This is a genomic window from Bacillus sp. FJAT-52991 (genome assembly GCF_037201805.1).
Classification (GTDB): Bacteria; Bacillota; Bacilli; order Bacillales; family Domibacillaceae; genus Bacillus_CE; species Bacillus_CE kandeliae.
Window position 1 is genome coordinate 2,751,404 of the sequence record NZ_CP147404.1, and the last position, 18,597, is coordinate 2,770,000.

12 protein-coding genes and 16 tRNA genes are annotated in these 18,597 nt (G+C 41.7%); 1 reads left to right on the plus strand and 27 read right to left on the minus strand.

Annotated features, from left to right (window positions below):
* Nucleotides 1–2: 2 nt before the first annotated feature.
* The 6 genes from menC to WDJ61_RS14155 form a co-directional block, all read right to left on the minus strand.
* Nucleotides 3–1,109 (minus strand): o-succinylbenzoate synthase, encoded by a 1,107-nt coding sequence (gene menC / locus WDJ61_RS14130; RefSeq protein ID WP_338750829.1) that lies wholly within the window; start codon nt 1,107–1,109, stop codon nt 3–5.
* Nucleotides 1,106–2,539 (minus strand): o-succinylbenzoate--CoA ligase, encoded by a 1,434-nt coding sequence (locus tag WDJ61_RS14135; RefSeq protein WP_338754805.1) that lies wholly within the window; start codon nt 2,537–2,539, stop codon nt 1,106–1,108. Before WDJ61_RS14135 ends, menC begins: the two co-directional genes overlap by 4 nt.
* A 320-nt stretch (nt 2,540–2,859) precedes the next feature.
* Nucleotides 2,860–3,678, minus strand: a complete 819-nt coding sequence (menB, locus tag WDJ61_RS14140; protein WP_338750831.1) for a 1,4-dihydroxy-2-naphthoyl-CoA synthase — start codon at nt 3,676–3,678, stop codon at nt 2,860–2,862.
* Between the two features lie 14 nt (nt 3,679–3,692).
* Complete coding sequence (gene menH / locus WDJ61_RS14145) at nt 3,693–4,502, minus strand: 2-succinyl-6-hydroxy-2,4-cyclohexadiene-1-carboxylate synthase (protein WP_338750833.1); 810 nt, start codon at nt 4,500–4,502, stop codon at nt 3,693–3,695.
* Nucleotides 4,493–6,256, minus strand: coding sequence for a 2-succinyl-5-enolpyruvyl-6-hydroxy-3-cyclohexene-1-carboxylic-acid synthase (gene menD / locus WDJ61_RS14150; protein ID WP_338750836.1), 1,764 nt, complete (start codon nt 6,254–6,256; stop codon nt 4,493–4,495). The genes menH and menD overlap by 10 nt, the downstream gene beginning before the upstream one ends.
* Nucleotides 6,249–7,658: an isochorismate synthase gene (locus WDJ61_RS14155; RefSeq protein WP_338750838.1), complete on the minus strand. Its 1,410-nt coding sequence runs from the start codon at nt 7,656–7,658 to the stop codon at nt 6,249–6,251. Before WDJ61_RS14155 ends, menD begins: the two co-directional genes overlap by 8 nt.
* 308 nt (nt 7,659–7,966) lie before the next feature.
* On the opposite strand from WDJ61_RS14155, the gene WDJ61_RS14160 reads away from it, so the two are divergent.
* Nucleotides 7,967–8,890, plus strand: coding sequence for a 1,4-dihydroxy-2-naphthoate polyprenyltransferase (locus tag WDJ61_RS14160; protein WP_338750840.1), 924 nt, complete (start codon nt 7,967–7,969; stop codon nt 8,888–8,890).
* A gap of 62 nt (nt 8,891–8,952) precedes the next feature.
* Here the strand turns inward: WDJ61_RS14160 and WDJ61_RS14165 are convergent, their stop codons facing one another.
* From WDJ61_RS14165 to WDJ61_RS14265, 21 genes are all read right to left on the minus strand, one after another.
* Complete coding sequence (locus WDJ61_RS14165) at nt 8,953–11,364, minus strand: glycogen/starch/alpha-glucan phosphorylase (protein WP_338750842.1); 2,412 nt, start codon at nt 11,362–11,364, stop codon at nt 8,953–8,955.
* Complete coding sequence (gene glgA, locus WDJ61_RS14170) at nt 11,354–12,802, minus strand: glycogen synthase GlgA (protein WP_338750844.1); 1,449 nt, start codon at nt 12,800–12,802, stop codon at nt 11,354–11,356. The genes WDJ61_RS14165 and glgA overlap by 11 nt, the downstream gene beginning before the upstream one ends.
* Entirely contained in the window at nt 12,799–13,827 is a 1,029-nt protein-coding gene (locus WDJ61_RS14175) for a sugar phosphate nucleotidyltransferase (protein ID WP_338750846.1), read from the minus strand. The genes glgA and WDJ61_RS14175 overlap by 4 nt, the downstream gene beginning before the upstream one ends.
* A 24-nt stretch (nt 13,828–13,851) precedes the next feature.
* The gene (locus WDJ61_RS14180; protein ID WP_338750848.1) at nt 13,852–15,000 is read right to left on the minus strand and encodes a glucose-1-phosphate adenylyltransferase; all 1,149 of its coding nucleotides are present in this window, start codon (nt 14,998–15,000) and stop codon (nt 13,852–13,854) included.
* Nucleotides 15,001–15,016: 16 nt separating this feature from the next.
* Nucleotides 15,017–16,876, minus strand: a complete 1,860-nt coding sequence (gene glgB / locus WDJ61_RS14185; protein ID WP_338750850.1) for a 1,4-alpha-glucan branching protein GlgB — start codon at nt 16,874–16,876, stop codon at nt 15,017–15,019.
* A 272-nt stretch (nt 16,877–17,148) separates the two neighbouring features.
* A tRNA-Glu gene (locus WDJ61_RS14190) sits at nt 17,149–17,220 on the minus strand.
* A gap of 4 nt (nt 17,221–17,224) precedes the next feature.
* Nucleotides 17,225–17,315, minus strand: a tRNA-Ser gene (locus tag WDJ61_RS14195).
* Nucleotides 17,316–17,322: 7 nt separating this feature from the next.
* A tRNA-Asn gene (locus WDJ61_RS14200) sits at nt 17,323–17,397 on the minus strand.
* A gap of 6 nt (nt 17,398–17,403) precedes the next feature.
* A tRNA-Ile gene (locus tag WDJ61_RS14205) sits at nt 17,404–17,477 on the minus strand.
* 12 nt (nt 17,478–17,489) lie between these two features.
* Nucleotides 17,490–17,563, minus strand: a tRNA-Gly gene (locus tag WDJ61_RS14210).
* A gap of 9 nt (nt 17,564–17,572) precedes the next feature.
* Nucleotides 17,573–17,648: transfer RNA gene (locus WDJ61_RS14215), tRNA-Phe, on the minus strand.
* A gap of 18 nt (nt 17,649–17,666) precedes the next feature.
* Nucleotides 17,667–17,743 (minus strand) — tRNA-Asp (locus tag WDJ61_RS14220).
* A 5-nt stretch (nt 17,744–17,748) separates the two neighbouring features.
* A tRNA-Met gene (locus WDJ61_RS14225) sits at nt 17,749–17,822 on the minus strand.
* A gap of 22 nt (nt 17,823–17,844) precedes the next feature.
* A tRNA-Ser gene (locus tag WDJ61_RS14230) sits at nt 17,845–17,937 on the minus strand.
* Between the two features lie 14 nt (nt 17,938–17,951).
* A tRNA-Ile gene (locus WDJ61_RS14235) sits at nt 17,952–18,028 on the minus strand.
* A 7-nt stretch (nt 18,029–18,035) separates the two neighbouring features.
* A tRNA-Met gene (locus WDJ61_RS14240) sits at nt 18,036–18,109 on the minus strand.
* A gap of 19 nt (nt 18,110–18,128) precedes the next feature.
* Nucleotides 18,129–18,201 (minus strand) — tRNA-Ala (locus WDJ61_RS14245).
* Between the two features lie 40 nt (nt 18,202–18,241).
* Nucleotides 18,242–18,315: transfer RNA gene (locus WDJ61_RS14250), tRNA-Pro, on the minus strand.
* Nucleotides 18,316–18,333: 18 nt separating this feature from the next.
* Nucleotides 18,334–18,410 (minus strand) — tRNA-Arg (locus WDJ61_RS14255).
* Between the two features lie 7 nt (nt 18,411–18,417).
* Nucleotides 18,418–18,506, minus strand: a tRNA-Leu gene (locus tag WDJ61_RS14260).
* Nucleotides 18,507–18,513: 7 nt separating this feature from the next.
* A tRNA-Gly gene (locus WDJ61_RS14265) sits at nt 18,514–18,588 on the minus strand.
* Nucleotides 18,589–18,597: the final 9 nt, after the last annotated feature.

The following is an 18,597-nucleotide window of genomic DNA, read 5'->3' on the forward strand; positions in this document are numbered from 1 at the left end:
CCTTATCGTATCAGTTCTTCTTTTTGTATCGTTACTTCTTTTAATCGTTTTTCATTTATTTGATAGCCAATCCCCGCTTCATGCGGTAAAGAAATGGTGCCGTTCACCACTTGAATTTCCGGCTCAATGATGTCTTCGTGCCAATAATGACTAGAAGAAGATAAATCTCCTGGAATCGAAAAGCCTTCGAGTGAAGCGAGAGCGACATTATGAGCGCGAGAAACACCAAACTCAATCATGCCTCCTACCCAAACAGGTACGCCTTGTTTTCGACAAAGATCATGAATCTTTTTCGCCTCTTGAAGTCCGCCGACACGCCCGATTTTAATATTAATCACTCCACAGCTTCCAAGCTCTAATGCATTTTCAGCATCGCGAATGGAACGAATGCTTTCATCGAGACAGATCCGTGTTTCAATCATTTTTTGCAACTTGGCATGTTGAACGAGATCATCGACCGCTAGCGGCTGTTCAATCATCAGCAACTGAAACTCATCCAGCGCTTTTAACTGATCGACATCTTTTAGCGAATAAGCAGAATTAGCATCAGCCATAAGTGGAATGGTGGGAAATTGGTGGCGAATCTTTCGTAAAAGCTCGTGATCATTTTGTGGACTAATTTTCACCTTGATACGCTCGTACCCTTGTGTAAGGAGCTGATCGATTCGACTGAGAGTTTCAGCGATGGATGAACCTGCGGCTACCGCACCGGCACATACTTCTTCTCTCACACTACCTAGCAATACGGCAAGAGGTTGTCCTTGGCGCTTACTATATAAATCCCATATCGCTGTTTCCACGCCCGCTTTAGCCATTTGATTGCCCCGAACCTTTTCAAACCATTTATTGATTTCAGAAGGGTGGTTCATTTCTCGATGAAGAACAAGAGGAGCTAGTATATCCTTGATCATGTGATAATTCGTTTGTACGGTTTCCTCTGTATACCAAGGGGTGGAAAAAGCAACCGCCTCCCCATAGCCGCTTACCCCGTCACAATCAATGGCCTCTACAATGATGCCGCGCCGTTTATTTACTGTCTCCAAATGCGTCACAAACGGCGATTTCAATTCCATTTCAATGACATGGAGAATGAAACGTTCTACTCTCATTTGTTCTGCCTCTTTTCATACTCCACTTTCAGCTCGCGTCGCATTAATTTCTTCGCTGCATTTCTCGGCAATTGTTCGACGATAAAAATAGATGATGGACATTTATATTTAGCTAGCCGTTCACTGCAAAATGCTTTGACTTCTTCCTCATGAAGCCGCTCCTTCACGACGATAAAAGCAACCGGCACCTGCCCCCATTGTTCATCAGAAACACCGATGACACCTGCTTCAGCTACAATTGGATGTTCAAGCAGCACCGATTCAATTTCAGCTGGATAGACATTTTCTCCACCAGAAATAATTAAATCTGAGCGGCGATCTAATACATATAAAAATCCTTCTTCATCTAAATAACCAACGTCCCCGGTATGAAACCAACCATCCGAAAAAGATTCATGATTCGCTTCCTCACGTCGCAAATATCCATGGGTCACATTCGGCCCTTTCACAAGAATTTCTCCTTCCTTTTCCTCACCAACTATTCTCAACTGACATGGAAAAAGAGGCTTACCGGCAGAGCCAAGCTTCGATAAGCTATACTCGGGTGAAAGCGTAACAATTTGCGAAGACGTTTCTGTCATGCCATACGTTTGATAAACAGGAATATTTTTCTCTGTACAAGCTTCTAATAAAGGTTTAGGCGCCGGACCACCACCTAGTAACATACAGCGAAAAGATGGATGATAGGCCCCTTCCAGTTGATCAAGCATCCGTTTAAGCATTGCTGAGACAACGGAAATAATCGTTCCTTCTCCTTTTTGCAATCCTTCATTGATTTTCTGTTCATCAAACTGCTCATACAATCGAACCGCCATACCGTACACAACGCTGCGAATAAGAATTGAATAACCGCTAATATGAAAAAGAGGAACGGCACATATCCAGCAATCTTGTTCATGAATCCCTAAATTTAACGCTGATCCTGTGGCACTCCACCAATGATTCCCATACGTCTGCAACACCCCTTTAGGTCTGCCTGTCGTTCCTGACGTATACATCACAGAACATACTTCCTTAAGATCAAATGTTTCCCGCCCTTGCATCCCCGTTATATGTTCACGAGTCGCAACGTTAATCGTATGTACCCCTTCAAACGCTTCAGTAATCGGCTGAAAGGCTGGATCATATACAACACATTTCGCCTGTGCATCCTCAAGCTGCCAGAGTAATTCCGCACTCGTTAAACGATGATTCAATAAAACGGCAACCGCTCCTATTTGCTGCAAAGCGTGAATGAAAAATACCGCTCGTTCTGTATTCTTTACAAGCACGCCCACATAATCGCCATGCTTGATTCCATGCTGCTCTAAAAAAGCCGCATACACTTGGACCTCCTCATACAATTGCGAAAATGTCCAGCTTTTCTTACCAAAATAAAGTGCTGGTCGCTCAGGCGTCAAAAAAGCTCTCTGCTTTAACCAATTCGGCATGCTTTGTGACACGATCTTTCTACTCCTTTCTTTCCCCTACTAGCGAACAAAAAAGCTTGATGGAAAACCATCAAGCTTTTGGACTATGCCACATCCGCAAGCCGGAGGGCTATATTTGTTTTATTTTCGGGTGTTTCCTTTATCTAGTGCGGATCGTTCCAGTACATACGTCGCTAAACGGGACCTTCCGCTTTTCTACTGTCTAGCTCCAACGGCCAGACTCTCGGACATAAGCCATCACGTCTGTGTGGAAAAGAACGCCATTACGTCATTCTGTCATTTGCTTGTCGTGTCTGAACAGTTGGCTCCGCTTTTCTCTATTAAGGGAATCTTGGGAATTGACCGAAGTCTGGTTTGCGTTTTTCTTTGAAGGCGTCTCTTCCTTCTTTTGCTTCGTCTGTTGTGTAGTATAGAAGCGTTGCATCGCCCGCTAGTTGTTGTAGACCGGCAAGACCGTCTGTGTCTGCATTCATAGCCGCTTTGATGAAGCGTAGAGCTGTTGGGCTCTTCTCAAGCATTTCTTGCGCCCATTGAACTGTTTCTGCTTCTAATTGCTCTAGAGGCACAACTGTGTTGACTAAGCCCATATCTAATGCTTCTTGCGCATTGTATTGACGGCATAGGTACCAAATTTCTCTCGCTTTTTTATGACCAACAAGGCGAGCTAAATAGCCGGAACCATAACCTGCGTCGAAGCTTCCAACATTCGGTCCCGTTTGTCCGAAAACAGCATTATCTGCAGCAATCGTTAAATCACATACAACATGCAGCACATGGCCGCCACCAATCGCATAACCTGCAACCATAGCAATTACTGGTTTCGGAATCACGCGAATTAAGCGTTGTAGATCTAGTACGTTTAAGCGAGGAATTTGATCATCGCCAACATAACCGCCATGGCCACGAACTTTTTGATCTCCACCAGAACAGAACGCTTTTTCTCCTGCTCCTGTTAACACGATCACACCGACTTTTTCATCATCGCGTGCATAAGCAAAAGCATCAATCAATTCCATTACCGTTTTCGGACGGAAAGCGTTGTGCACTTCTGGACGATTAATCGTAATCTTTGCAATTCCATTATACGTTTCATATAAAATATCTTCGTATTGACGTTCACTAATCCAGTCAAAAGCCATTATAATTGCCTCCTTTATGTATAAACCAAAAACTCTCTTATTATTGTACCAAATTCTTCGCAATCTTCCACATGAATTGCATGACCTTTTCTACTCACTTCTTTCCAAGTGACTTGTGGAAGCTGTTTATTCATCTCAAGAGCGATGTTCGTAAACTTTTCATCCAACGTACCAGTGACAAGCAGAACAGGTATTTTCAGCGCTGAAAGCTTCTTCCACCAAGACGGTTGCGATCCAGTGCCCATTCCTTTTAACGAACCAGAAAGTCCAACAACGTTATTTTGCAGCCGCTGATGACGAATCACTTTCTGTTTCGCTAACGAAAGTTTTTTTTGTGTAGCAAATAGCGGGATGTTTGTCCAGAAATCGACAAACGCCTTGATTCCTTCTGTTTCAATTTTCATCGCTAGCTTTTCATCTGCTGTTCGGCGTGCCGCTCGTTCCTCTTCTGTCTTTAATCCAGGCGACGTACTTTCTAACATTACGCTTTGAACAATTTCCGGAAAAAGAACAGCCATCGTTAAAGCGAGCCGACCTCCCATAGAATAACCTAAAATATGAAAGCGTTCAAACGTAAGCTGATGCATCAATTCCTTCAAATCTCGCGCCACTAGCTGAATATCGTATCTCTTTGGATCTTCTGGACAACTACTTTTTCCATGACCTAAAAGATCTACCATAATGCACTGATACCGATCTGTTAACAAAGCGGTTGTATCAGCCCATGTCGTATGGTCTCCTGTGAATCCATGTAAAAGCAGGATTGGTTCCCCGCTTCCGATGACTTCATAATGATAGCGACAATCATGAATCGTTAGCTCCATTCATCATCACCAACAAGCCATTCATTTATTTCCTGGGAAACTTTCTCCCATAATTGCCGATGAGCAACCACATTTTTTTCACGATCGGTTACCGCTTCTATAATAAATAATCCATCAGCTTCTTGGGCTTTTGCCATCGCCTCATGTAACATCTCCATATCCGTCACTTTTAGGTAATCTCCACCATAAAGCTTGGATGCATGGACAAAATCAAGATCCGCCGGCGTGCCAAATAGCTTTTCAAAATGCTTCGGCTCTGATGATTGTGGCAAGTAAGAGAATATCCCCCCACCATTATTATTGATCACAATCACCGTCATTTTAATGCCATTTAGCTTAGCAGCTAACAAACCATTTAAATCGTGGAAAAAGGATAAATCACCTAAAATTAAATACAAGGAAGAATCGGCCGCTGCCACTCCAAGTGCACTAGAAACAAGGCCATCAATACCATTGGCACCACGATTCGCATACAAATGAATGTTTTTTTGTTGAGCAAAAAAGAACGAATCTAAATCACGAATCGGCATGCTGTTACCAACGAATAACGATGATTCATCGGGCAACTTTTGCAACACTTGATAAAAGAGTTTTCCTTCATCAAGCTCTTCATGCTGTTGCACCTCTTTCATTTTCGCTTTCGCTAGCTCGTTTATTTTGATCCATTTAGTCAACCAAGCACTGTTTAGCTGATCCTTCTTTAAAGCGTGACCTAGCTTCAAGCAAAAGTCTGTTTCATCACAAGCGATCATATGAGAGGAAGCGATGATTGGATCTCTCCAGCCTCCACCACCATCGATCACGAGATGCTCTTTATTCAAGTGCGTTTTCAAATATTGAGTCAACGCCTTTGAAACAGGCATTGCCCCGAAACGAAGTACCACATCAAAAGCGGCCGTCTTTTTCATTTGATCACTACGTAAGAACGCATCATAGCTGTCAATCACAACCGATTCAGACGACTGACCACTGCGAAGCCCTGACAATGGATCAGCCAAAATTGGGTAGCCCAATGCTTCAGCAAGAGCCAACACCGCTTCTTTAAACCCTTCAGCGGCTAACTCCCCGCAAACAATGATCCCTTTTTCTTTCTCTCTTAAAAAATGAGCAAGCTTCTCGATATTCTCTTGAGGCAGCGTCCGCTTTCCTTCCGTTAGTAAAAGAGAGTTTCGTTCACCAAATTCCTCCCCATCAAAAATCCCATCATACAGAGGAATTAACGGTTCCCGAAACGGAAAATTCAAATGAACAGGGCCAGCCGGAGCTTGAGAAGCTAAATACACCGATTTCGCTGCAGCCGAACGAACATAGCGCAGCATATTCTCATCCGAATCTGGCAAAGCCATCTCAGCAGACCATTTCACATGTGTACCATACAACTGGTTTTGATCAATCGCTTGCGGAGCCCCTACATCCCTTAACTCATGCGGGCGATCTGATGTCAATACAATTAACGGAACACGCGCATTTTTCGCTTCTACCACAGCCGGATAGTAATTAGCCGCCGCTGTACCTGACGTACAAAGTAAAGCGACTGGTTTGTTGGAAGCCTTCGCTAAACCTAGTGCAAAGAAAGCAGCAGAACGCTCATCAATTTGAATATAAACCTTTATATCAGGATGTTCCGCCAGTAAAATTGCCATAGGAGTAGACCGCGAACCCGGACTAATCACGGCGCTGTCTACTCCTGCTTTTGCTAACCCATCAATAAAATGGGCATTATATAATGTTAAATCTTTTTGACGATCACTCATCAGCCGTTCCTCCTATTGCGCGTAGCATCGGCCGGAATTTGATACCCGTTTCAATGAATTCACTTTCCGCTTGTGAATCAGCCACAACACCGCAGCCTGCATAAAGCACTGCTTGCTGTTTATTTAACAATCCAGAACGAATAGCAACAGCAAATTCACCATTTTTACGGTAATCCATCCATCCAACAGGTGCCCCATAAAAGCCACGATCCATCGTTTCTAGTCGACGAATCTCTTGTAACGCCTTATCGTTCGGCAATCCTCCAAGCGCTGGTGTCGGGTGAAGCTTTTCAACAAATGGTAAGACCGACTTTTGTTCTGTATAACCAGTAACCGGTGTATACAAATGTTGAATATCGCGAACCTTCATTAAAGTTGGCTTTGTTGAAACATCGACTTCATAACATAAATGAGACATTTCTTCTCGAATCATTTGCACAACATAATCATGCTCGACCCGATTTTTGTCGTCATTCATTAGCTCATCCCCAAGCTTCTGATCCTCCAGTTCATCCCGACCTCGCTTAATCGATCCTGCTAAACAAGTGGATAGCGCCACTTGATCTCGTTTGCGTACTAATCGTTCGGGAGAAGCTCCTAAGAAGCAGCTTTCCATCGACTCTAACGAGAAGACAAAACTCTCTGGCTGTTGATCGAGTAAGCGTTCTAGTACAAGATCTGGCGTGATTTCAGACTGAAAATGAGCCGTCAGCTTTCTAGCTAGTACGACTTTCTTCAATTCTGGATCAGCTGTGATGCTTCGTACCACTTCGTTGATGGATCGCTTCCATTCTTCTGGATCGTGTTCGTCCATCTCAATAAGATGAACATTGCTTTCCAAAGAAGGAACTGCTTGATGAAACAGTTGCGTTTTCTTCCGCTCTATCTTATCGATTAGCTCATCCGAATCGTACGATGTGCAGATCATATTTGTCGTCAAATAGCTTTCCCCATTATAAATCGTCAGCATAAACTCTGGCACATAAAAGAAAGCAGGAGAAAAATTAGACCATTCCTTTTCCTGTGTTCTTTCAGGATCAAAGGAAAAACCACCAAATAGAAGTGGACCTGTTCCGTAAGCATCGAAAGGGTTGTGAATCGATGCACATTCAGTCATAGTATCCCACTTCTGCTCCACCTCTTTATAGCGCAGCTCATTTCTTTTCTCACTGCGAATCGCATGAATATTCCCTAACCCAACAATTGTCAATTCTCCATCTCGATCTTTCCAAAAAAATCGTTCTCCAGTATAAGCGGCTCGTCCATTTTGATAAAAAGCTAATGGATCAACCGAATCTACCTTCTCTACATAGCTAAAAAGCACAGACTGCACATGATTCAGTTTGTTATTTACCTCATGTATAAATACTTCTTTTATCGGATGGCTTTTTATAGTAGACAATGAAATCTCCTCCATTGCACATACAGCAGTATGAATCGTTGTCAAACTTATTTAAAGATACACCGCTTGAACTCCTTATGTCAACGATTCCACCGTGTTTTATCTTATTCTACCCCTATTATAATGTTTTGCTTCGATCCTTCCTATTATTTGTTTGCTTTGAGCTTGCTAAATGTGTCCATGAACCTGCTTAGAAATGTGAAAAATCATTGACACTTCCCCTTTCCTTTTCTACACTTATAATGACGAACAGGGGAAGAAGTTTTCAATCATGTTGTTCGTTATTAACTAAAGGGAGAGAATGAACGATGGAAGTCAATACATCCCCTTTCATTAAGCCGGACAAAGGCTGGAAAATTTGGTGGCAGCTCATGAGGCCGCATACACTAACAGCCGCATTTGTTCCTGTGTTTCTCGGAACGGCTTTGGCTGTCGCATATACGTCGCTTCGGATCGATCTGTTTTTAGCGATGCTCATTGCCTGCCTACTGATCCAGGCAGCTACAAATATGTTTAACGAGTATTTCGATTACGTAAGAGGACTCGATACGGAGAAATCCGTTGGCATTGGAGGTGCGATTGTACGAAATGGTGTGCAACCTCGTACAGTACTTACAATGGGATTTTCTTTTTTCGCTATCGCTTTGTTGCTCGGGATTTATATTTGTGCCAATACGACATGGTGGATCGCTGTGGTTGGGATCATTTGTATGGCTGCTGGGTACTTTTATACAGGTGGACCTGTTCCAATTGCCTACACACCATTTGGCGAACTAACGGCCGGCTTTTTTATGGGTTTTGTTATTATTTTGCTATCTTTTTACATTCAAACAGGTTTTGTTTCCAATTCAAGTATACTTATTTCTGTCCCGATCTCGATCTTAGTTGGATCCATTTTATTGGCCAACAACATCCGCGATTTAGATGGAGATAAAGAAAATGGTCGAAAAACACTGGCTATCTTAGTCGGGCGTCAACGTGCCATTCAAATGCTAGCTGGCATGTTCATTGTATCATTTGCCTGGGTAGCCGCTCTTGTTGTGTTTGAGGTCGGGTCGCCATGGCTCCTTCTCACCTTTTTAAGCATCCCGAAAGCAGTGAGAGCCACTAAAGGCTTTATTGGCAAAACACTGCCTATTCAAATGATGCCTGCGATGAAAGCAACTGCTCAAACAAACACCATCTTTGGCTTATTGCTATCGATCGGCATTTGTTTAGGCTACCTTCTTTAATAGGTGAAAAATGGTGAATCTCCACTTTAAATGGAGACTCACCGTTTTTATTTTCAAGCTAGTTATCGTTTGACGAGCACTTGACTGCCACGATTATGAATCTCCCAAATATCGGATGCATATTCCCGAATCGTCCGATCGCTTGAGAAATATCCAGATTGACTAATATTACGTGCTGTCATTTGAAGCCAACGATTTCGATCCTTTTCATACAATCGCCCCGCCTCTTGCTGCTTATCACGATACGCGGCAAAGTCTTTCAAGACAAAATATTGATCATTTTCTATAAGTAAGGAATCATAAATCATCTCAAACTGATCCTCTTCATTAAAGAAGCCGTTCACTAGCTGATCCATGACTTGTCGAATGTGATTATCATGATGATAATAATCCATCGAACGATAGCCACCTTCACGTTCAAACTTCATTACTTCTTCTGCTTTTAAACCGAAAATGAAAATATTCTCTTGGCCCACTTGCTCTAATATTTCAACATTCGCTCCATCAAGCGTTCCCATTGTCAAGGCACCATTCATCATAAATTTCATATTCCCTGTCCCGGATGCTTCCTTACTTGCCGTTGAGATTTGTTCACTAATATCGGCTGCTGGAATAATGTCCTCCGCTAAAGACACTCGATAATTTTCTAAAAAGACAACTTTGATTCGATCCTTTACGATCGGATCGTTGTTGACCATGTCCGCTACGGAATGAATCAGCTTAATGATTTTCTTAGCATAATAATAGCCTGGTGAAGCTTTCGCCCCGAAAACAAAGGTCCGAGGATACATGTCAAAAGAAGCATCCTCCCGCATGCGATTATACAAATATAAAATATGCAATACATTCAACAATTGTCGCTTATAGGCATGTAACCTTTTGACTTGAATATCAAAGATCGATTGTGGATCAACGTTAATCCCGTTTTGTTCTAAAATCCGCTTAGCAAGAATTTCTTTTCTTTTCAGCTTCACATCAGCTAAGCCAGTTAAAAAGGCTGAATCCTGCTCATAAGAATGAAGAAGAGCCAACTTTTCCGGCTGCTTCATCCACTCATCACCAATCGTTTCCCTAATTAGATGCGTCAATTCCGGATTTGCTTTTAATAACCAGCGACGATGAGTGATCCCATTCGTTTTATTATTAAATTTCTCCGGTTGAAATTGATAAAATAAGTTCATTTCTCGATTTTTTAAAATCTCTGTATGGATTTTGGCTACCCCATTGACGCTATGGCTACCAACAATTGCTAAATGGGCCATCTTTACTTGCCCGTGTGCAACGATTGCCATCTGTTCAATGCGTCCCCATTCTCCCGGATACAGCTCCCATAAACTTTTGCAGAAGCGCTCATTAATCTCATCAATAATCATAAAAATTCTTGGCAACAGTGGCTGGAAAATTCGAATCGGCCATTGCTCCAACGCTTCTGATAGCGTTGTATGATTCGTATAACAAAACGTATTCGTAGTAATTTGCCACGCTTCCTCCCAGCTCATACAATGATCATCAAGCAACACTCGCATGAATTCTGGAATTGCAAGAACAGGGTGCGTATCATTAATATGAATCGACACATGCTCATGAAAAGCATGCAGATCTTTATATTGCTCTAAATAATCTTGAATAATTGAACGAATACTGGCTGAAACAAGAAAATATTGCTGCTTTAATCGCAAAATTTTCCCTTCATCATTCGTATCATCCGGATATAAAAATTCTGAGATCGCTTCTGTTTCTTTTTTATATTTTAAAACATCTTGATTTGGCATATACCTAGACGGCTCTGCACTCCAAAGTCTAAGCGTATTCACTGTATCCGTTTCATAACCAATCACCGGCATATCATAAGGAACGGCACTTACATATTCCGCATCTACATGACGAAATGTGAGAATCCCATCCTTTTCATATGTTTCAACCTTCCCCCAAAATGGGATTTCCACTGCCATATCGATTTTTCTTACTTCCCATACATGGCCGTAGCGTAACCAATGCTCAGGTAATTCTAATTGAAAACCATCCACAATTCTTTGCTCAAATAATCCATGTTTATAGCGAATCCCATATCCATGTCCTGGTAGATCGAGTGAAGCTAATGAATCGAGGAAACAAGCGGCCAAGCGACCAAGTCCACCATTCCCTAGTGCCGCGTCGTACTCGATTTCTTCAAGCTCTTCTAATGAAATATGTAAATCCTTTAGCCCTTCTTCTACCACATCATAAATGCCAAGATTTAATAAATTTTGACCTAATAGACGCCCAAGCAAAAATTCAATCGACAAATAATAAACTTTCTTTTCTTTACTATATTCTTCATTCGTTTGAATCCAATTGGAGCTAATGTATTCTCGTACCATGTTTCCTAGCGTTTGAAATTGATCAGACAATGTCGAATCTTGAAAGCTTTTCCCATACGTTCTTTCAATCCGCTTTAAAAAGGCTGCCTTAAATGCTTCTTTATTAGAAAACATGACTTTCCCTCCTAGATGATAAGTCAGAATATAATTCGCTATATTGTTTCGCCGATTGTGACCAACTATAATCACATACCATGGCCTGTTTCACAATGCTCTCCCAGACGTCTTTTTTCTCATACATTTGAATCGCTCGTCTAAATGTGAACAATAGATCATGTGCATTAAAATTCGTAAAAGAAAAACCGTTTCCTTCACCAGTTTGTTCATTATAGGAAAGGACGGAATCATTCAGCCCTCCCGTTTCGCGCACAAGCGGCAATGCTCCATATTTCATTGCGATCATTTGTCCAAGTCCACAAGGCTCAAATTTTGAAGGCATAAGAAACAAATCAGAGCCCGCATAAATCTTATGAGCTAGCCCTTCATCAAATCCGATATACGAGCGCACTTTTTGTGGATATTTCCACTCCATCTCTTTAAAAAACCATTCAAACTCATCCTCACCCGTACCGAGAACAATGAATTGAACATCTTCCTCGATCATTTCATGAAACACCCGCGTCACTAGCTCCAACCCTTTTTGCCTTGTAAAGCGAGAAATAATAGAAACAATTCGAGCATTGGCCTTCTCCTCTAATCCAAACATTCGTTGAAGCAATTGTTTGTTCTCTTTCTTTCCGCTCAAGTGATCGCGGTCAAAAGGCACAATTAAAGGATCTGTCACGGGATGATAGATCGAATCATCAATCCCATTTAATATACCGATCAGCGCATCTTCTCTTTCTTGTAACACGCCATCCAAACGCTCCCCAAAATAAGGAGTTAAGATTTCATTCCTATATGTAGGGCTGACGGTCGTAATCACATCGGCTGAAATGAGTCCACCTTTCATAAAATTAATGCAATCATAAAACTCCAGTTGGCGGCTATTAAAATACTGACTATGTAAATTTAATAAATCAGTGAGTACACTTTGTGGAAAAATCCCTTGATACAGTAAATTATGAATTGTAAATGCCGTGCGAATCAATTCATAGCCCGGACGATTTTGATGCTCCACCCTCAACATAAAAGGGATCATCGCCGTATGCCAATCATGACAATGAATAACATCTGGGTAAAAATCTATATGAGGCAAGCTATCTAACACAGCTCTAGTGAAATAGGAGAACCTTTCGCCATCATCACCAAATCCGTACATTTTTTCACGATAAAAGTAGTACTCGTTATCGATGAAATAATAGACAACACCATCTTTTTCAAGCTGTTCAATGCCACAATATTGGTTTCTCCAACCGACAGGCACAATATACTCAGCGACTTTTTTCATTTGTGCTTGATACTCCAAAGGGATCGTTCCATATTTAGGAAGGACCACTCGAACATCCATGCCTTGCTTCTTTAACTCTTTCGGTAGAGAGCCGGCTACATCCGCCAGCCCCCCTGATTTAACGAAAGGTACACACTCTGATACAACAAATAATAGTTTCACGAATTCATCAACACTCCTTGTACAGACCCTTTACGAATCACAATCGGCTCCTCAGGTGTACCTATTATTTTGACCCCATCGCCTATAACAGCATCTTTGTCAATGATGACATGTGCTAACTCACAATTTTCTCCAATCTTGCTTTTTTGCATAATAATACAATTTTTCACAGTTGTATTCTTACCGATAAACACCGCACGAGAAATCACGCTTTGTTCTATTTCTCCTTCAATCACTGATCCATTGGCAATCATTGAATTTTTAACTAAAGAAGTATCGGTATATTTCGTTGGCGGCTCATCCTTTACTTTCGTATAAATCGGCTGAAACTTATTAAAGAGCTGACACCAATTTTCCTTTTGTAGCAATTCCATACTTATCGTATAGAAATCATGGATCGATTGAATTTGCTCACAATAGCCATTAATCTCATACTGGCAAATATGATATTCATGGTTCGTATCCCTTACAAGGTCTTGCATGCATGTATATCCGGTTTCTTTTCTGCTCTCAACTAGTTGAATGAGCAAAGGAACCGATACGACATAAAGCTCAATGGGTCGACCTTGATTATAAATTTGTAGAACATCACAGCTTTCTTTTTCTAATCGCTTTAAGATCGGCGAAAAATCCATATTAAACACCGTATAACAATTACTAATTAATGCATATTTTTGCGTGCTCCGTTTGAAGTAATCAATATGTTGGGCAAAATGACAAAATAACCCGACCTTATCTTCTTCTCCCTGTAAATTAGGAGATGGAAAGAAAAATAAGCCATCTCGTTTTCTATTTAAATCCCAATCTTTCCCTGATCCTAAATGATCCATCAGTGAGCGATATTGATATTTTGGAAAAATCGCCACACTTTGAATACCTGAGTTCACCATATTTGATAAAATAAAATCGATCAGTCGATAACGCCCAGCAAAAGGGACAGCTGCTAGTGAGCGATGAAGCAATAAATCTTCCATTGATTCCGGATGTGTTGTTGCATCAATAACACCAAGCATAGATCTATTCATTCCATTTCCTCCATTTCAACAAAGCTATTGCTTTTGTCGTATTAATTGAGCAAGGTATTCTTCTGTGATTAAAAGAATATCCTCTGTATGGTTATAAATCTCCACATTATCAGGAATTTCTAAATTGCTAATGACAATCGCTCGTTCTATGACACAATTTCTTCCTATGCGAGCATTTGGCATAATCACTGCATCTTTAATGACTGTCTGCTCTTCTACTTGAACACCTTGGAATAGAACAGAATGAGTCACCTCCCCTTCGATCACACAGCCTTCATTGACAAGCGAATTTTTTACAACTGCGTGTTCACCGATAAACTGCGGTGGTTGATTTGGATTCACTGAATAAATACGCCACGAGTAATCAAGTAAATCTAACTCTTCTTCTCTATCTAACAGATCCATGTTCGCTTCCCACAAACTCTGAATTGTTCCAACATCCTTCCAATAGCCGCTAAAAGGATAGGCAAATAACTTTAGTTTCTCTCTTAACATTAATGGAATAACATCTTTTCCAAAATCGTTCGTTGATTCCGCATTGTTTTCATCCATTTCTAAATAGGTCTTTAACGTCGACCATTTAAAAATATAAATGCCCATTGAAGCAAGATTGCTATTAGGCTTCTCAGGCTTTTCTTCAAAATCTGTGATTTCCATTTCTTGATTCGTGCTCATAATTCCAAAACGACTAGCCTCATCCCAAGGCACTTCAATAACGGAAATCGTCACATCCGCATCTTTCTCAATGTGGAAATCTAGCATTTTAGCATAATTCATTTTATAAATATGATCCCCTGACAAAATCAGGACATGTTCTGGGTCGTACTGTTTCAAATAGTTTAAATTTTGATAGATGGCACTAGCAGTCCCTGAATACCACTTCACTCCTGCTGTTTCTGAATAAGGTGGCAACACCGTCACACCACCATTTTTCCGATCTAAATCCCACGCACTTCCAATTCCGATATAAGAATTAAGAACGAGCGGTTGATACTGCGTCAACACACCGACCGTATGAATACCCGAATTTGCACAATTACTTAGCGGAAAGTCAATAATGCGATATTTTCCTCCGTATGGAACAGCTGGTTTAGCTAAGCCTGTCGTCAATTCCTTTAATCTGCTTCCTTTTCCTCCCGCTAATAGCATCGCTACGCACTTTTCTTTTACCATTCTATTACCTCCTAATTTATATTTTAGGCTGAATATACACAACACCAAAAGGCGGTATGGTCATATGTACATAAGCTGGCTGCCCATGAAAATCGCCTTTCTTCGCTTCTAAAGGAGCCGGATTGATTTGTCCCGATCCCCCATATTTTTTTTTGTCACTGTTTAAGATTTCCTCATACCAACTAACTTCAGGAACCCCTATTCGATAATTCTCATAGCCATATTCTCCGAAATTACAAATGACAATCAATGGGGAACCTTCTTTATTTCTACGAATAAACGAGTACACATTTTGCTTCGTATTATGAACATCAATCCATTGAAAACCACGAGGGTCATGATCTAGCTCAAATAATGATTCAGCCCTCTTATATAGATGAAGCAGGTTGATAAAGTATTCCCGAAATTTCTGATGCATCTCATATTCAATTAAATGCCAATCAATTTCTTCAAGGTCTTTCCATTCTGAAAATGGAGCCAATTCGCTCCCCATAAACAAGAGCTTTTTTCCGGGATGAGCCATAAGGAATCCCATTAATAAACGAAGCTGGGCAAACTTTTGCCAATAGTCACCTGGCATTTTATTTAATAATGATTTCTTACCATGCACCACTTCATCATGAGAAAAAGGCAGAATGAAATTTTCTGAGTACGCGTACATTAGTGAGAAAGAAATTAAATGATGATGATCAGAGCGTTGATGCCAATGCATTTCCATATATTTCAACACATCATTCATCCATCCCATATTCCATTTATAATTAAATCCAAGCCCTCCCATATGTACGGGTGCCGTCACTTGCGGCCAATCTGTTGAATCCTCAGCAATCATTAATACATCAGGATCAAACTGAAACACCGCTTTATTTAGCTTCTTTAAAAATTTCAGCCCAAAAGGATTGACCTCAAGATGATCTCTATTTGGCCAATAAATAATATTCGCTACCGCGTCCACTCGAAATCCATCTATATGAAAATAATCGAGCCAAAAAACAGCATTGGAGATCAGGAAGCTTTGTACCTCCGTCTTTCCTAAATCAAAATTCGCTGTACCCCAAATATAATTTTCTCGGTCCCAACTGTTCTCATATTCATAACTATAGCCCCCATCTAGCCTGTGAAGCCCATGAGCATCCTTGCAAAAATGTCCCGGTACCCAATCTAAAATCACACCAAGCCCATGCACATGACATTGATCAACAAAGTACATAAAGTCTTTAGGTTCTCCATAGCGACTTGTCGCAGCAAAGTACCCTGTTCCTTGATACCCCCAAGATCGATCATACGGATGCTCTGTTACCGGCATCACCTCAACATGAGTAAATCCTAGTTCTTTTACATAAGGAATTACTTGATCAGCTAACTCTCGATAAGAATAAAGAGTGCCATCCTCTTTCCTTTTCCAAGTTCCTAAATGAACCTCATAAATACAGAGAGGCTTTTCATAAATAGCCGACTGTTTTTTATTGTTCTGCCACAATTGATCATGCCATTTATATCCTTCAAGAGAATACACAATGCTAGCCGTCCCCGGTCTCTCCTCTGCAAAAAATGCATAGGGATCCGTCTTTAAATATGTTTCTCCCGTTTCTGTAAGCATTTCATATTTATATAACTCGCCTTCTAGATTTTTTTGAACTTGTATATACCAAATCCCTTCATTGTTCACTTTTTGTAAGGAATATCCTTCCCCATTCCAATTATTAAAACTACCAACAAGTCGAACTTGCTTTGCATGAGGGGCCCATACACAAAAAGATGTGTATATATTCTGATCAATCCTAGACAAATGAGCACCAAATAGGTCATAGGCTTGAAATAAATTCCCTTCATGAAATAAATGAAGATCAAAATCAGTTGGATATGCTGCTGTCATAATTCCCATCCTTTAAATTGAATTAATAAAAATAGAGAAATCATAGTATAGTATGGGGTTTAGTTAGAAGAGTTGTATTATGGAGTGCTTTTTGAGAATACATTCTCTTATTTACAAAATTCTTTGTCATTTGGATAAATCCTTCTTAAAGAATTGTTAATTCATCGACAATTATTTACAATAATTTAACAATTAATTCGAACACAAAAAAAGGTAGAATGACAGTCGTTTTTACAACTATCATTCTACCTTAATGTTTCATATATAATTAATGACCCGTACGGGATTCGAACCCGTGTTACCGCCGTGAAAGGGCGGTGTCTTAACCGCTTGACCAACGGGCCAATATGGCGGAGAAGGAGGGATTTGAACCCTCGCGCCGGTTACCCGACCTACACCCTTAGCAGGGGCGCCTCTTCAGCCTCTTGAGTACTTCCCCAAATATATGGCTCCGCAGGCAAGATTCGAACTTGCGACCGATCGGTTAACAGCCGATAGCTCTACCACTGAGCTACTGCGGAATAAAATGGGCCTGAATGGACTTGAACCATCGACCTCACGCTTATCAGGCGTGCGCTCTAACCAGCTGAGCTACAGGCCCATAAATTTAAATTGGAGCGGGTGATGGGAATCGAACCCACGACATCAGCTTGGAAGGCTGAGGTTTTACCATTAAACTACACCCGCGTTTATAAGTGGTGGCTCAGGACGGAATCGAACCGCCGACACATGGATTTTCAGTCCATTGCTCTACCAACTGAGCTACTGAGCCAATATTACTATGTATAAATGGCGGTCCGGACGGGACTCGAACCCGCGACCTCCTGCGTGACAGGCAGGCATTCTAACCAACTGAACTACCGGACCACTTATTGCGGGGACAGGATTTGAACCTGCGACCTTCGGGTTATGAGCCCGACGAGCTACCAGACTGCTCCACCCCGCGACGATAGGGATATTATATAATATGGCGGAGGAAGAGGGATTCGAACCCCCGCGCGGTTTAACCCGCCTGTCGGTTTTCAAGACCGATCCCTTCAGCCAGACTTGGGTATTCCTCCATATTTTATACAAGTGGTGGACCTTGCAGGACTCGAACCTGCGACCGGACGGTTATGAGCCGTCTGCTCTAACCAACTGAGCTAAAGGTCCTTTAAAGTAGCGGCGGAGGGGATCGAACCCCCGACCTCACGGGTATGAACCGTACGCTCTAGCCAGCTGAGCTACACCGCCATGTATTTTATAAAATTGATGGAGCCTAGCGGGATCGAACCGCTGACCTCCTGCGTGCAAAGCAGGCGCTCTCCCAGCTGAGCTAAGGCCCCCTAAAAGGTTTAGATTATAGCGACTTCACATTTTTAGAAATCGGGAAGACAGGATTCGAACCTGCGACCCCTTGGTCCCAAACCAAGTGCTCTACCAAGCTGAGCTACTTCCCGAAAATGGCTATGTATTGATGGCGCGCCCGAGAGGAGTCGAACCCCTAACCTTTTGATCCGTAGTCAAACGCTCTATCCAATTGAGCTACGGGCGCATAAAAGTGGTGCCGAGGACCGGAATCGAACCGGTACGGTAGTCACCTACCGCAGGATTTTAAGTCCTGTGCGTCTGCCAGTTCCGCCACCCCGGCACTTTTATGGAGCGGAAGACGGGATTCGAACCCGCGACCCCCACCTTGGCAAGGTGGTGTTCTACCACTGAACTACTTCCGCGCTTGAACA